The 14,765-nt window shown below is 61.4% G+C and carries 10 protein-coding genes; 6 read left to right on the top strand and 4 right to left on the bottom strand.

What is annotated here, in order from left to right; genetic code table 11:
• Nucleotides 1–194 precede the first annotated feature (194 nt).
• The gene (locus tag IVB22_RS38175) at nt 195–872 is read left to right on the top strand and encodes a hypothetical protein (protein ID WP_247522292.1); all 678 of its coding nucleotides are present in this window, start codon (nt 195–197) and stop codon (nt 870–872) included.
• A 128-nt stretch (nt 873–1,000) separates the two neighbouring features.
• Here the strand turns inward: IVB22_RS38175 and IVB22_RS38180 are convergent, their stop codons facing one another.
• On the bottom strand, nt 1,001–4,645 hold the full coding sequence (locus IVB22_RS38180; protein WP_247522293.1) for an AsmA-like C-terminal region-containing protein: 3,645 nt from the start codon (nt 4,643–4,645) through the stop codon (nt 1,001–1,003).
• A 148-nt stretch (nt 4,646–4,793) separates the two neighbouring features.
• Nucleotides 4,794–6,047 (bottom strand): cytochrome P450, encoded by a 1,254-nt coding sequence (locus tag IVB22_RS38185; protein ID WP_247522294.1) that lies wholly within the window; start codon nt 6,045–6,047, stop codon nt 4,794–4,796.
• A gap of 112 nt (nt 6,048–6,159) precedes the next feature.
• Between IVB22_RS38185 and IVB22_RS38190 the strand changes: the two genes are divergently transcribed.
• Together IVB22_RS38190 and IVB22_RS38195 are read left to right on the top strand one after the other, a co-directional pair.
• Nucleotides 6,160–6,771, top strand: coding sequence for a TetR/AcrR family transcriptional regulator (locus IVB22_RS38190; RefSeq protein WP_247522295.1), 612 nt, complete (start codon nt 6,160–6,162; stop codon nt 6,769–6,771).
• Nucleotides 6,772–6,919: 148 nt separating this feature from the next.
• On the top strand, nt 6,920–7,897 hold the full coding sequence (locus IVB22_RS38195) for a M23 family metallopeptidase (protein WP_247522296.1): 978 nt from the start codon (nt 6,920–6,922) through the stop codon (nt 7,895–7,897).
• Nucleotides 7,898–7,920: 23 nt separating this feature from the next.
• Here IVB22_RS38195 and IVB22_RS38200 read toward each other — a convergent pair whose 3' ends face one another.
• Both IVB22_RS38200 and IVB22_RS38205 read right to left on the bottom strand, forming a co-directional pair.
• A complete protein-coding gene (locus IVB22_RS38200) occupies nt 7,921–9,222 on the bottom strand; it encodes an MFS transporter (RefSeq protein ID WP_247522374.1) in 1,302 nt (433 codons plus the stop codon).
• A gap of 187 nt (nt 9,223–9,409) precedes the next feature.
• Complete coding sequence (locus IVB22_RS38205; protein WP_249805681.1) at nt 9,410–12,748, bottom strand: adenylate/guanylate cyclase domain-containing protein; 3,339 nt, start codon at nt 12,746–12,748, stop codon at nt 9,410–9,412.
• A gap of 115 nt (nt 12,749–12,863) precedes the next feature.
• Here IVB22_RS38205 and IVB22_RS38210 point away from each other — a divergent pair, with 115 nt between their 5' ends.
• Genes IVB22_RS38210 through IVB22_RS38220 form a run of 3 tightly spaced genes read left to right on the top strand, consistent with a single transcriptional unit; the run spans nt 12,864 to nt 14,689 of the window.
• Complete coding sequence (locus IVB22_RS38210; protein WP_247522298.1) at nt 12,864–13,907, top strand: radical SAM protein; 1,044 nt, start codon at nt 12,864–12,866, stop codon at nt 13,905–13,907.
• 49 nt (nt 13,908–13,956) lie between these two features.
• Nucleotides 13,957–14,142 carry a PqqD family protein gene (locus IVB22_RS38215; RefSeq protein ID WP_247522299.1) on the top strand — a complete coding sequence of 62 codons (186 nt, stop codon included), beginning with the start codon at nt 13,957–13,959 and terminating at the stop codon, nt 14,140–14,142.
• Nucleotides 14,143–14,152: 10 nt separating this feature from the next.
• The gene (locus IVB22_RS38220; protein ID WP_247522300.1) at nt 14,153–14,689 is read left to right on the top strand and encodes a hypothetical protein; all 537 of its coding nucleotides are present in this window, start codon (nt 14,153–14,155) and stop codon (nt 14,687–14,689) included.
• Nucleotides 14,690–14,765 lie beyond the last annotated feature (76 nt).

Genomic DNA, 14,765 nt, shown 5'->3' on the forward strand with positions numbered 1-14,765 from the left:
AGCGACGCCGATACCGCACGGCAGCGAAATGACGCGAAGGGCCAAGAGGAGACAATTGCTGGCGTCACCCAAACATTCAGTTAATCTTCGTTTGCTACATGCAGGAATGCGTGATCATGGGCCAAATCCTTGCCGGTCTTTAGGCTGAACACCTTATTCGGTTCAGAATCTGCTGTAGAGGTTCGCTAACCAGCATGAAATGGCTTGCAGCGTCGTTGGCTGTCATTGTTGCCGTTTACGCGGTCTACAAGCTGAATTTTCCGACCTATTCGTATCGCTACCGTCTTGAGATATCTCTATCGGTTGATGGAAAGGTTTACACCGGATCGAGTGTGATCGAGGTTGCCTGGGGGTGTGGACCGAAGATCGCTGGCTTGGGTCAGTGCGCGCCGAGCCTTGGCGGACAGGCAACCGTGATAGATCTTGGATCCCGCGGGGTTGTCGTCGCAACGCTTTATACCGGAGAAAATGTCTCTCCCGTTCCAGACGGAGCCGTTGACGCGACATGGCTATGCGCCAACGCATTCGGCAATCGAAGCACCACCGAGGACTTACCGAAGCTTCCGCTCCTCAAGGGACGTCGCGAACTTTCGCCAAATAGCCTTCCACGGCTGGTTTGGTTCTCAAATCCAGCCGATCCGAAATCCGCCCGGAAGGTGACCGCGGAGAATGTCGCAAGCATTGTCGATCCGACTGCGCGCTTCACGGAAACCTTCGTTGAAATCACGCGCGACCCGATTGTCGTGGATATCGCAAAAAAGCTGCCGTGGTATCCGGCATTGCTCGAGGCGCAGAAGGGAAAACTCATCCTATCAGAGCCCGGAAAATTCCAGCTCATTTACAAGATGTTTGTGGGAGAAAACACGACGTGACCGGCGGACGTTCGTCTGCTCCGGGTCATTTTCGACTGAGTCTGCGTGCGCTGCCTGTCATTTGATGTCTGCTTTGCCTCAAAAGCGACCGGCTGCCTATGGCTGCGCGCTAATGATGAGTCCACGCCCTAATTGGGACGCGCCGGCGGATTGGCGACCTGCGGCGTCAGCGCCAGCGGCGGACGCGGCGGCGGCGGCTTCTGCTTGGCCGTGCCCGGCGCTGGCCTGATTTCGATCGGCGGCGGCAGCGGCGCAACCTGCGGCTGGCCGGCGACAGGCGCCGGCGGCGCATTGACGACGGGCGGACGCGGCGCCGTCGCCTTCTTCGCAGGAGGCCGCCGTGGGTCGCGGCCCTTTGGGGTCACCGGCGCGGGCGGCAGCGCCGCCTCCGGGATCGGCGATAGTCCATCCGCGGGCAGCACGATCGGCGGCGGCGACGGCGGCGGCGGCTCGCCCCGTTCGATGGCATCGAGCCTTCGGGTTTCGTGATCGATCGCGCGCACCGCCAGCCACGAAGACAAGGGGGCAACGTCGACGCTGCGATTCATCGCGTCGGGCGTGCCCACGGCAAGCAATTGAATCTCCGGACGCCCGGTCGTCATCGTCAAGGAAAGGGCGGCGCGGACATCGGCCTGATCGGCGGCAATATCGTATCCGCCCGAAACGATGGCGCGCACGCCATTGCCGTCCAGCGTCGTCGCTCCCACCCGAAGCCGGCCGTCCCTGACGGTGAACGGTATCTGCGCGGAAGGAACCGCAAGCGCGCCCACCGGAAGCGCGGCTTCGACGATCTGCTTCAGTCGGACGTCGTCCTTTGCCTGCCCGCTGTCATTGGCGCGGACCGCTACTTCGAAGGCGCGCGGATCGAGGCCTGAAATCCGGGCCGCTTCCAGCGTCAGCGTTCCGCTGCCGGACAGCGCGCCCGCCAGCGCCGAGGCGCTGCGGCCCTGGCTCGTCAGCGTCATCTGCATCGACGCGCGACCGGCGGGCATCGCGAGGTTGCGATAGCGCAGCGCCGTGCCGTCGACACCGGAGAACTGGATACTCGCGTTCAACGCAATGCCGGTCGCGCCTGGCTTCGCATCCATGCTGGCGGTGACATCGCCGCCGCCGATCTTGCCTTTGATGGCATCGAAGGTCAGCGACTGGCCGTCGCTCTTGATCACCCCGCTCACCGGCTGCAATTCGCTTCCGCCCGGCAGCAGGCCGCGCAGCGCCTGAAACGCGATCCGGCCGCGCCAGCCCTTCGCCAGGCCAGTGCCGAGCGGCTCGGCGGCATCGTGTCCGGCGGCGCCGAGCGCCATGGCAAAGGCCGGCGCCAGCGCGACCTGATCGGCGCCGATTTCACCCTCGATCTCCTTCTCCGCGCCGAGCGTCACCGCCAGGCTGCCGCGCAGGCGCGAACCGCCGAGGCTACTGTCGAGGTCGTCGAAGGTCAGCCTGTTCCCGGTGAGCTGTACGCGCGAAGACAGGCCGATGTTCTGCGCCAGCGTATCCGCCGGCTTGAGATCGAGCAGCGGCCCGAAATCGCCGCGGCGAACTTTCAGGCCGAGACTTGCCTGCGCCTCTGGCGCCCATGGCTCGGCGGAGCCTTCCGCTTCGGCATCAAGGCCCGTTGCCGAGATCTTTGCCTTGAGCCGCAACGGCGCACCCCACGCGCCGGTCGCGGTGCCCTCGAACTGCCCAGGGCCATCGCCCGCCGCGACGACGCGATCAAGACCGAGCCCGGCAAGCAAGGCGCGACCTTGCTCGGACGACAATTTCGAATCGACCCAGACTTCACTGCGCCCGAGAGCTGCGAGATCGAGGCCCTGGATTGCCGCGACAGCCGGCCTGCCGGTGATCGTGGTGACGCCCTTGAGCAACGGCGAGTCGAGATCGGCTGTGGCACGCGCCTGGACGCGATCGGACTGCCCGGCACTCCTGGTGAGGTCGAGCGCCAATTTCAGGCGCGCCGGGCCCGGGCTGGTCCCCATCGCATTGAGCCGCGCGGCCAGCACCGGTGAAAAGGGAACGATCAGGCTGGTCAACCGACTGAGCGAGGCGGCGCTTGAATTGAGCGCGAACCATCCGGTCGCGTTGACGCGGTCGAAATTGCCCGCGCCGTCCAGCGTCACGCTTTCAAGCTGGCCGATCTTCAACTGCTCGAGCGATATCTTTGCCGGCGAGTAGGCCAGTCTGGCGAGCAGCGGACTCAGCTCCTGCCCGGCGGAGGTGGCGCGGCCGATGTCGAGCGAAAGCTTTCCTTCATCCGGCCACTCGCCTTGCGGTCCCGCCAGCGACCGCACAAAGGCGGTGGCGGCACCGAGATCGAGCCGCTCCGCCTTCAATTCCGCATCAACGCGGGAGCCGCGATCCACCTGCCGGTGCGACACCACCACCCGCCCCTCCACCGTGCCGCCTTCGATGTCGGCCTTCATGGCGTCGATGGCAAAGCCCTCGGGCGCGACGGTCACGTCGCCGCGCAGCCGAAGCGGCTTCTGGCTGCGATAGGCGATCTCGCCGCGGCCCTGCAGCCAGGTGAGCAGCGCCTCTGGATCGGAGGATTCGACGCTGAGCGCGGCCTTGAAGCTATCAGGCGCAACGCTCTTCGTACCGGTCTCGCTGAGCGAAACCCTGGTCGCGCCGGGCGCGCGGAACTCCAGCCTGTGAATGCGCCAGGATTTGGCATCGCCTTCCAGCTCGGCAGCGATGTCCTGCAATGGGCGTCCGCCCAGCATGACCTGCTCGGAAGCGAGTTCGATCTGCGCGGGGACCGGCAGATGTGGAACGACGGATGTGAGCGCCCACAGCGCCGGTAGCGCGCGGGCCGGTTCGGTGGAATTGTCCTTGGTGACGAATCTGTCGGCATCGAGCTGGCGCGCCGAAAGCGCCGCACGCAACAGCGGCGATGCGCCGAAGCGAATGTCGCCGTTGCCGGAGAGTTTTAGCGCGCGCTCCTCGGCGCCGTAGGTCACCTCGATTTGTTCGAGCCGGGCCGCCGAGTAATCGGTTTTGACTTTCGCCGCGATACGCCACGGTGGATCGTTGCCCTTGCCCTTCTGTCCGGGAGGAGCGACGAGCGTCATCGCGCCCTCGAAGCGCGGCGCGCGGGCATCGAAATTCAGAACACCGTCGAGATCGATGGCGAGCGCACGCTGGCCCGGATCGATATTGAGATGAACGCGGGTACCGTTGCCGTCGGGACCCTGCCCCGAGGAGACGCGAAACGGATAGCGCGTGCCCGACAGCATGAAGTTGCCGTCGCCGCGGATCGAGCCGGCCAGCGAGCGCACATCGCCGCTGAAGGCGATATCGTTCAGTTCGAACGTGCTGCGGCTGGCCGCATCATGCAGGGCGATGCGGCCGGTGAGATTGAGCCGGTCGATCGCCAGCGAGCCCAGATTGACTGTCCCGGTCGTCGCCGGCCAATCGATGCGCCCCTTCGCGTCGAGCCCGAGATCGAGCGACATGCCGTTGATCGTCAGTTCGGTGGCGCGCACCTCGCCGCGCATCAGCGAGCCCAGACTGAATTCCACGTCGAGCTTGTCGGCGCGAACCTTGCCGAGATCGTTGGCGCCGCCGACCGCGACCGAGCGCAGTTGCAGCGACGGCGCCGGCAACAGCCGCGCGTCGAGCTTGCCACCGACGCGGACCGGCGCGCCGATGATCCGCGTCGCCTCGGCCTCGAATTGCGGCCGGAACTGGTTCCAGTCAATGAAATATGGCCCGACGAGCGCGGCAATCAGCGCAATGATGAAGGCGATTGCCAGGCCGAGCAGCGTCGTCTGCACGGTATCTCCCTTTGAACCGCCCCGGCGCGCAGGCCGCGCTACGCCGAATCCGGCCCCGGAGCTGCCCGGAATATAGAGAGAAGTATGGCGAAGTCACAGCGTCATACTGACAGGCGCCCCGCCCGGCTCCGAGCACCGGCGCAGAGGGTTAAAAACGCCCCGCCAAGGCCTTCCAGCTCGCCGGCAGGCGCTTCAGGCCGCGCAGCACGAAGGTCGGCCGCCATTCCGGATTGACAGCGTCATCGAGCCGCAGGTCCGGCAGCCGGCGCAGCAGGGTCGAAATCGCGACCTCGGCCTCGATCCGCGCCAGCTGGGCGCCGAGGCAGAAATGGATGCCGCCGCCAAAGGACAGCGGCCTCACATTGGGCCTGGTGATATCGAGGCGTTCCGGGTGGTCGGGATAGACCGCCGGGTCATGGTTGGCCGAGCCCAGCAGACACAGCACGCTCTCGCCCTTTGGGATGCGCTTTCCCCCGAGATCGTCGATGTCTTCCAGCGCCACCCGGCCGGTCAGCTGCACTGATGAATCGTAGCGCAGGAATTCTTCGATGGCGTTGGTGATGAGCTCGGGCCTGGCCTTGAGCAGCGCGAGCTGGTCGGGATTGCGATGCAGCGCCAGCAAACCGTTGCCGATCAGGTTGACGGTAGTCTCGTGGCCCGCGCCGAACAACAGAATGATATTGGCGGTCAGTTCCTCGTTGGAGAGCTTGCTGCCGTCCTCCTCGGCCTGCACCAGTTGCGTGATCAGGTCGTCGCCGGGTGTCTTCCGCCGCAGCTCGAACATCTGCTGGAAATACATCGCCGCCATCGCATTGCCGGCGTTGCCCTGCTTGATCTCGTCCGGCGTCAGCGGCACCGGATCGAGCAGGCGCCCGCCATCGCGCGAACTCGTATAAAACACCTCGCGATGCTCCTCGGGGATTCCGAGCATGTCGCAGATGATGGTGACCGGCAGGCGGAACGCAAAGTCCTCGATCAGGTCCATCTTCCCGTGCGGGATGATGCGGTCGAGCGTCTCATCGACGACCTGCTGGATGCGCGGGCGCATGTCCTCGACCCGGCGGGCGGTGAAGGCCTTCACCACCAGCCCGCGCAGGCGGGTGTGGTCCGGCGGATCCTGCTGCAGCATCCAGTGGCTCATGCTGCGGAACACCGGCTCGTCCATGATCTTGGGGCCATAGCGGCGGATGGTGCGTTCGACGTAATCCTTGCCGAACCGCTTGTCGCGGACCACGAGGCTGGCCTCGGCGTGGCGGCTGCAGGCGTATACGCCGAACGGCGTCAGGTGCACCGGATCAGTGGCGCGCATCCGCTCGTAATGCGGATAGGGATCGCGAATGAAATCGGGGGACAGCGGATTGAACAACGGCGCGCTACTGGCAGTCTGAGCATGCTCGTTCATGGTGACCTCAACTGGTTGCTGGCCGTGCGTAGTACAGCGCGTTTCCCCGGGCCGATCGATCGAAACTCGATACATTATTGTATTGAGTTGCATTCTCGCCTAAACTGGGCGGATGTCAAGAGTGCGAACGAGACCCACAAGGGACGACACCCGCGAAAAGCTGTTCGAGGCGGCGGCGCGCGTGTTCGAGGACCAAGGCATAGGCGGAGCCAGCATCGAGGCGATCGCGGCGGCGGCCGGCTTCACGCGCGGGGCGTTCTACTCGAACTTCAAGAGCAAGGACGAACTGATCATCGCCATGCTCGAGGATCACGTCGAGCAATCCATCGGGCGCATCCGCGATCTGCTCGACAGGCACAAGAACCTTGCGGATTTCATCGATGCGCTGAAGACCATGGACCGCAGCCAGCAGGATCCGCTCGGCCGCTCTCCCCTGCTGCATATGGAAATGATCCTGTTCGTGGCGCGCGCGGAAAAGCGCCGGCCTGAACTCGCCAAGCGGCTGCGCGCCCGGCGAAAGCTGGTCACCGACATCATCGAGACCACGGCCAGGAACAGCGGCAGGACGACCATTCTCAACCCGACATGGGCCGGCGCGCTGGTGCTGGCGCTGGAGGACGGCTTCCGTCTGCACCGCCTGATCGATCCCGAGACGACGTCGCCCGACAGCTTTTTTCGCGCCATCGGCGACCTGCAGCGGGCGATGGGAATTTCAGCGGCCTGAGACGGAAATCCGCCTCGCGCAAGTCATTGTGAGTTGCTAGCGTTGGCGGATGCCTGCGAACGCCGACACCGAATATTCGACACATTCCGCGCACCGACGCATATGTCGGATCCATGCACTCGGATGGCCGCGCCTGACGTGCCTGGCTTTGATTTCTCTATGTCTTGCCGGTGCGATCGACGCCAGGGCCGAGGAAGTCATTTCACTCGCGCTGCCGATCAAGTGCCGGCCGGGCCTGACCTGCTTCTTTCAGAACTATGTCGATCATGATGCCTCGGACAAGGCCCGCGACTATCGCTGCGGCGGACGCAGCTATGACGGTCACGACGGCACCGACATCAGGATCGTAAACCTCGAAATACAAAGACAGGGAATAGAGGTGCTCGCCGCCGCGCCCGGACGCGTGATCGGGACGCGCAACGACATGGAAGACATCTCGGTCAAGACCGCGGGCAAGGCCACGATCGCCGGAAAGGAATGCGGCAACGGTGTGGTCATCGAGCATGAGGGCGGCTGGCGTACCCAATATTGTCACATGGCCAAGGGCAGCGTTCGCGTCAAAGCAGGTGATCAAACGACGACCGGGCAGCCGATCGGCCTGGTCGGGCTATCCGGAGATACCGAATTCTTTCATCTTCACTTCACGGTGCGGCATCGCGGAAAGACCGTGGATCCCTTTGCCTATGGTGCGCCTGAGAATTCCTGCGGCGGCGGCCGGTCGATCTGGGCTGCTTCCCTTGGCGAGCAGACGCAATACCGCCCCCGTGAAATCATCGATTACGGCTTTGCCGGTATCGCTCCGACCATGGAGCTGATCGAGTCCGGCGAAATCGGCAAGCATCCCGTCACGCCGGGCTCGGATGCTCTCGTCGCCTATGTCAGGGCCATCGGCCTGCAGGCAGGCGACCAGCAAATCCTCACGGTGCAAGGCCCGGGCGGCGCTTCCATCTCCGCCAACAATCTTCCGGCGCTTGATCGAGACAAGGCGCAGTTTCTTGTCATCGCTGGAAAGAAGCGCAACGAGGCGGCGTGGCCTGCCGGCCGCTACAGCGCGACGTACCGGGTGACCAGAGACGGTGCGGAAGTGCTGCGAAAAACGTTCGACATTGACGCACGGCCTCGGTGAGCCGCGGACGAGAGCAATTGCGGCTAGCCCGCGCCGCTCCTGACATGCGCCTTGTGCATTTGTCCCGCGACCGCCCTCACCTTGCCCGGCGACGCCCGCCAGATCGCAACCGCCGACAGGATGCTGACGGCAATGCCGATCGCAAAGGCTGACGTGTAGCTGCCCGAAAGATCGTACAGCAGCCCGGTCGCCCACGGACCTGCCGCGCCGCCGGCCAGCGCCGCCAGCATGATGGTGCCGAAGATGCTGCCGTATTGCTTGCCCTGAAAAATTTCCAGCACCACCGCGCCCATGACCGACGTCAGGCCGTAGCCGAGCACGCCTTGGGTGAAGATCATGAGATAGACCAGCGGCAACACCGGCGCGAATTTAAGGGCGATCAGCGCCGCAAAGCAGATCGCAAAGCCGGCGCAGCTGATGGCCCAGATCCATTCGCGCCCGATCCGGTCGGAAAGATGCCCGAGCCAGATCTGGCCGGGGATTCCCAGCAGGCTGACGACGCCGAGCGCCCACACCGCGACATTCGCGCTGAAGCCGATATCGAGCAGAAACTTGGTCTGGTGCACCTGCACCGCGTACCAGACATAAAGGCCACAGAAGTAACCGAGCGAGATCCACCAGAATCGCGCGGTACGCAGCGCGCGGCGCAGCGTCCAGTCGGTGGCGGCCCACACGGGATCGACAACGTTCGAGCGAGGCGCGGCCGATGTCGCCGACGGCGCCGCATCGCCATCCGGCAATAGCCCGATATCCTCGGGGCGCTTGCGCAGCAAGAGGTTGATCGGCGCGAGCACGGCGAGCACCAGAATGCCCATCGCGGTGCAGGCGGTGCGCCAGCCGGTCTGCTCGATCAAATGCTGCACCCATGGCAGCAAGGTCACCGAACCGATGCCGACGCCGGCAAAGGCTAGTCCCATGGCGAGCCCGCGGCGGCGAATGAACCAGTTCGGCAGGAACAGCGATTGGCCGGAATAGCCGAGGCACACGCTCCCCGCGCCGACCAGCACGCCGATCGTGAGATAGAGATGCCAGGGCTGCGTCGTCAGCGGCGCGAGCAACAAACCGCCGCCCATCAGTGCGACGCCGAGCCCCATCACCCCACGCGGACCGAAGCGATCCATCATGCGTCCGATCAGCGGACTGACGGCACCCGAAACCACGAAGCCGAAAGAGAAGGCGCCGGCCGTGACGCCGCGCTCCCATCCGAACTCGCCGATGATCGGCGGAAAGAACAGCGAGAACGCCGTCCGCGCATTGACGCCGATCGCCATGGTGACGAACGTCACCGCAACGATCAACCAGCCGTAGAAGAAGGGAAGACGCATCAGCGGGCCTTTTGTGTGGTTCTGAATGCCGGCTGGCTTCGCCAAGGTCTGTTCTGTTCGAATTGGTTCGCGAAGAAAGTCAGGAAACGCCTAAAACATGAAGCACTTCCTATCTGATCGGGCAAGACCAGGGCAGCATGCTCGAAGAGCTGGGCTCGAGATCGCCCGGTGCCTCAGCTGAAGCGGATCAGGCGTTGGTTTTCTGTCCAGCTGTCGAATCTAATAGACGAGCAGCTGAAATCAGATCTGACGTGCCAAATCCTTCGGTAATTTGGCCGTGGAGCTGCCTGAGCTTCTCCAAGGCGGTCACCCGTTCAGCGCCCCGTGTAGCCGATGCCAAGCTAAGGATCGCTCGCAGTTCCAGCGCCTGAGCACCCATTTCGTGCGCAAGGTCGGCGGCTCTTCGGATAAGATCAAGAGCCGTTGAACTTCCGCGATTTCCAGCAAGAAGAAACTCGCCTCGGAGTCTGTGTAATTCCGGTTCACAGAACTTATTCGTCGATATGGTCACGGCGACCTCATCGAGCAGATGTAGCGCATGCTGCGGATCGCCGGCTGCCGCAACAGTCTCAGCGAGCAACATAAGTCCATAAGGCCGCATGAGCTCTGCACCCGTTGCGCGATAATCGGCAAGCCCCTGTTCGATTTCTGCAACGCCTTCTCGCGAGTCGCCGAGCTTGCCGATAGCCCAGCCCCGCAGCATCTGGCCCCACGCACTCCAATATGGAAAGCGATACTTGCGCCCGACATTAATGGCTCGCTCGGCAGCTTCGAGGGTCTCGGCTGGTTCGCCTCGCGCCTGTCGAATCGAAGCCTCGAAGCTCAACGCAAACCCAAGACTGTGGGGATGATCGAGTTGAACGGCTCTATCAATCGCCTGCGCGCTGTCCGTCACAGCGCTATCGGCCAAGCCCATAAACCACTCAGTCCACGCGAGATTGCATTGGGCCAGAACGGCAGGATCCGAACCATACTCAAAACGGTGATGGTGGTGCCGATCCGGATCATATAGCCGGAGCGCCTCCTCAAGAGTTGCCTTTGCAACTGCGAATTGACCGAGGTAGAAAAGAGTCAGTCCAAGCGGCCGCTTTGCCTGCAGCAGGAGATCGCGGTCATTTGCCAGTTCTGCTCGTTCAACCAGACGCACGCCGAGCGTATTCGCCTTGTCAAGCTGACCTCGAACGATACAGAACATCATGAGGCCGTAAAGGGCCCTAAAAAGCAGGTGATGCTCACCTAGCCGTTCACTCAATTCGCAAGCGCGGAAGAATACCGTTTCGACTTCTGGCGCAGCATTACCCTTTGTGACGAGAAGCTGCGATCCCCGGTCAATCTCCAGCGAGAGCTCGCGCCGCGCGCGCTCGACTGTATCAGGGAGGCGACGCAATGCGGCCAGAGCGCTCGCAAAATGACTGGCGGCTTCTACGTTCGCCGAGCGCTCCGCAGCCTTTTTTCCCGCCGCCTCCCAATGCAATATGGCAGGTTCAATGAGGTTCGCTGCCGTGTAGTGCTGAGCAACCACTTCGGGCGTTGCCGCGACCACGGCTGGAAATTGGCTCGACAGAACCTCCGCAATTTTACAATGCAATGCTTGGCGCTCACTTTTCAGCAACGAGTCGTACGCGGCGTCTTGAATGAGCGCGTGCCGGAACGAATATTTGGCATTGGCGAGCATTCCGTGCTGCTGCAGAAAGTCGTCGCGCAGGAGTTCATCCAACTGATCGCGAAGTACCGCCTGGCTTTCGCCAGTGACCGCACTTAGAACTTCTCCATCGAAAACACTTCCGAGTGTTGCAGCGATTTGCGCCAGGGGTTTAGCGACTTTCAGACGATCCAGCCGGGCAGCCAGTGAACCACGCAGCGTAGAGGGAATGCTGTCAACGGCAGATGCAAGTCGCAAATCGCCCTCGTCGCTTGTGGACACATGGTCCTCAAGCACCGTCTTAGTTAGCTCCTCGATAAAAAGCGGGATACCAGCCGTCTTTACAATAATTAACTCGGTCACATCGGTCGGGATTGTCGCGGCCCCGACGATTTGCTCGACCAGGGATCGAGCCTCAATCGGAGAAAGTCGCCGAAGGCCGAGGCGCGTCCCTTGCGCTTCCAGCACCCATTCAGCCCTAAATTCTGGTCGGAACGTAAAGATCGCCATCACCTGCCGTGCCGCAATTCGCTGAATTAGCCGGGCGAGCAGGCTGCTAGTTGAAGCATCAGCCCAATGAAGATCTTCAACAATAAGCAGAACAGGCAGTTGTTCAGATTGTTTAAGCAGCCAGTGTGTGAGGACATCAAGCAGGAGTTCGCGGCGCTGCGATGGCGCCAACTCGTGTTTCGATGACAATACTGGTAGTTCGAGCAGCTCAGCAATCAGCTGAACGGCATCTGAGGTAACGGACTCCAATCCGGCAAATGCCCGGTCAATACTCGCAAGCTTGTCCTCGACGTTGCCGAGACTATCCAAGCTCAGCGCTCGCCGGATCAACTCGATGATCGGGTAAAGCGCGCTCGACTGATTGTACGCCGAGCAATAGCAGGTGACGGGGAGAAATTTCGTGCCTACAAGCGAATCCTTGAACTCGCGCACCAATCGTGTCTTGCCCGCGCCAGCCTCAGCCGTAATGAGGACAAGCTGCCCGTCCCCGTTGCTCGTTTGAGTGAAGCGATCCTGTAGAAGGGCAAGCTCCTGACGGCGTCCAACCATCTGATGGACAGCGCGCAGCGCATCGCGACCGAGATACGGCTGTTCAGCAATTACCTCGTAGAGGTTCATCGCTCCATGTGTGCCGCGGATTTCGTGCGGACCAAGGCCATGTAGATCGAACGAATTGCCGACGAGCCGCGCCGTGGCTTCGGAGATCACCAACTTATCGGGGGACGCAATTTGCTGCAGTCGAGACGCAATATTGGGGGTCTCACCGAGGATACCCATCGTCTCAAATGTGCCTGATGATCTCAGATCGCCTGCAATGACAATGCCAGTATGCATGCCCAAACGCACACGGATCGGTGGCATAGAAGAAGATTCCCGGCTGTTCAGCTGACGCATTTCGTCCAGGAGTGACAGCGCAGCGCGCACCGCTCTGGCCGGATCATCCTCGTGCGCTACTGGAAAGCCGAAACAAACAAGTAGCCCATCTCCGATGTAGCGAACAATGGTGCCATCAAATCGTCGAACCGCGTTGGCGCACGTGTCGCGGTACTTGTAAATAACATCTCTGAAATCTTCCTCGTCGAGCTGAACCGACAGATCGGTAGACCCGATCATATCAATGAAAAGCACAGTAACTTGGCGTCGCTCGGGGCGCTGATCATGGTTCGGCGCGCTAGCCGCCTCAGTTGAAGTGGAGTGATCTGGGCGCTGAACACCTAAGAGATCGGAAAGCGACGCACCGCACCCGCCACAAAAATGAGATCCGGCTGGGCTCTCGAAGCCGCAGCCCTCGCAGACCAGATGCAGCCTCGCGCCGCAGTGCAGGCAGAAACGCGCTATTTCTGGATTCGAACAACCGCAACCGGAGCATTGCATGTGAATGACTGCAGACTTGCCAATCAAAATATCTTATGCCAGCTTAGCACTCTAAGCTTGCGCGAGATAGGCCCGCGACGCGACAGGATGCGTCGCAACCATATGGTCAGCCACCATGGCATCCATACAAAATCCATTTTCGCTTGAGAAGCCGCTCAAGCTTTCGATTTGCTACACGGAAACTTGCAACCTCTCCTGCCAACATTGCTATGCAGACTGCTCACCTGAAAAAGCATCGGCCGAGCTGAATAGCGAGGAGTGGGGTCGCTTTCTCGATGAAATTGCCGAGCTGGGCGTAGTCTATCTCTACATTGAAGGAGGCGAGCCTTTTCATCGGCCGGACTTCCTGCCCTTCCTGGTTTCCGCATCGAACCGTTTCTTCACGGAAGTTCGGACCAACGGCACGCTTATTACGCGCGATCTATCCAACAGACTTAAGGATATCGGCGTCGGTATCGTGCTCGTCGATATTCTTAGCCCACATGCCGAGGTGCACGACTACTTTACGGGCACGCAAGGCAGTCATGCGCGCGCCTGCGAAGCCGTCACGTACCTGGTGGAAGCAGGGATTGAAACACAACTGCTCACCATCCTTAACCGGAAAAACGTCGATGATCTGCAAGGCTACATCGATCTGGCTCAACGGCTCGGCGTGAAGACGGCCGGCGTTTTGCGGCCTTATCCGCTTGGCCGCTTTAAATACCGCTGGAACGAAGTTTCCCTGTCGCTCGACGAGATGCATGCGGCGCTCGACGCGCTGCAGTTGCCCGCTGGCATGAAACTGATGCAGTCCTGGCATCCAAACGATGGCAATTCGTGCTGGCAAATGGCCGCGGTCAATGCGTTCGGGGATTCGATAGGATGCGCCTATCTTCGGGAATACGTTGACTACGGAAATATCAGGAATGTCTCCTTTATGGAGACGTGGGAACATCCGCTGTACCGCGAGTTGAGATCAGGTCGGGTTAAGGAGACGTGCTCTAGCTGCTCTTCGAGCCAAGGGTCTCACGGTGGATGTCGATCTACTGCTTACGCATTCCACGGCGCGTGGGACGCGCCGGATCCATTCGACCGAACGCTCAACCATGGAGTTGATTTGCGTGTCCTACCCGAATGGCTGCTACAGCCGCGCCCCAAACCTCCGGGTACGCCCCGTTGAAGAGATGAAGAGTTGCGTGGTGTTTCGGCCTAAACCGCCGAAACTTTTCATGCTGAACCTCAATGCCTGGCTCATTTTTGAGCTCTGCGACGGCAGCAGGCCCGAGCACGTCGCGCAGAGGTATCGAAAAAGCGTGGCGGCTCAGATGTCCGAACGCGAGGCCGATCGCAATCTTATGATTGGTATCAAGAACTTGCATGACCAGGGTTTGATTGAGTTGAACGTAACAGATTGAGGAGGACTGGATGAGCAACGTCGATCCGACACTGCTCGTTGCCGACCTTATCGCCGGCAACCAGCTGACCACTCCCACCGTCAAGCCGATCGATCCGGAGGTGCGATCGGGCGGCTATTTCCCTTTCTGCGATCTCCTCAAGCATGATGCGAGCCCGGGAGAAATTACACAGCTCCTTGCGGACAGCACCCTGCTGGGCGCGCTTGTGATTGAATGGGGTTACGACGTTCCGTTCGACAAGCACGACGAGTTCAAGACGTGGCTGATCGACAATGAAAAGAAAATTGTAACGTATCAGCCGGAAGACGTCCGCTACCGCGGCACCTATGCAGTTTCAGCAACTAGCGAAAAGCGCAGCGGGCTCTACCGCACAATCTGGTCGTTCAGGACGCTTCATGCGCTAGAGACCTTCAGCGACGCCATGCACGACGGATCGGATTTTGCCCAACTTGTTAACAAACTGTGCGACTTCCGCGACCGCGACCGCGGCGCAGACAGTAGCCAGCAAATTTACCAGCCGGTGCGTTGCGCACATCGTTTCGGTTAAGACCGAACAATACATCGCTGGCGGCTGTGGCTGTAGTTATCCATCGCGGCGAATGCGATAAGCATCGCGCACGAAA

Origin of the sequence: Bradyrhizobium sp. 190, assembly GCF_023073415.1 — a bacterium.
GTDB lineage: Bacteria > Pseudomonadota > Alphaproteobacteria > Rhizobiales > Xanthobacteraceae > Bradyrhizobium.

Coding starts and splice junctions, on each gene's coding strand:
- IVB22_RS38220 (WP_247522300.1), top strand. CDS start 14,153: ATGAGCAACGTCGATCCGACACTGCTCGTTGCCGACCTTATCGCCGGC.
- IVB22_RS38210 (WP_247522298.1), top strand. CDS start 12,864: ATGGCATCCATACAAAATCCATTTTCGCTTGAGAAGCCGCTCAAGCTT.
- IVB22_RS38205 (WP_249805681.1), bottom strand. CDS start 12,748: ATGCAATGCTCCGGTTGCGGTTGTTCGAATCCAGAAATAGCGCGTTTC.
- IVB22_RS38190 (WP_247522295.1), top strand. CDS start 6,160: ATGTCAAGAGTGCGAACGAGACCCACAAGGGACGACACCCGCGAAAAG.
- IVB22_RS38215 (WP_247522299.1), top strand. CDS start 13,957: ATGCTGAACCTCAATGCCTGGCTCATTTTTGAGCTCTGCGACGGCAGC.
- IVB22_RS38175 (WP_247522292.1), top strand. CDS start 195: ATGAAATGGCTTGCAGCGTCGTTGGCTGTCATTGTTGCCGTTTACGCG.
- IVB22_RS38200 (WP_247522374.1), bottom strand. CDS start 9,222: ATGCGTCTTCCCTTCTTCTACGGCTGGTTGATCGTTGCGGTGACGTTC.
- IVB22_RS38185 (WP_247522294.1), bottom strand. CDS start 6,047: ATGAACGAGCATGCTCAGACTGCCAGTAGCGCGCCGTTGTTCAATCCG.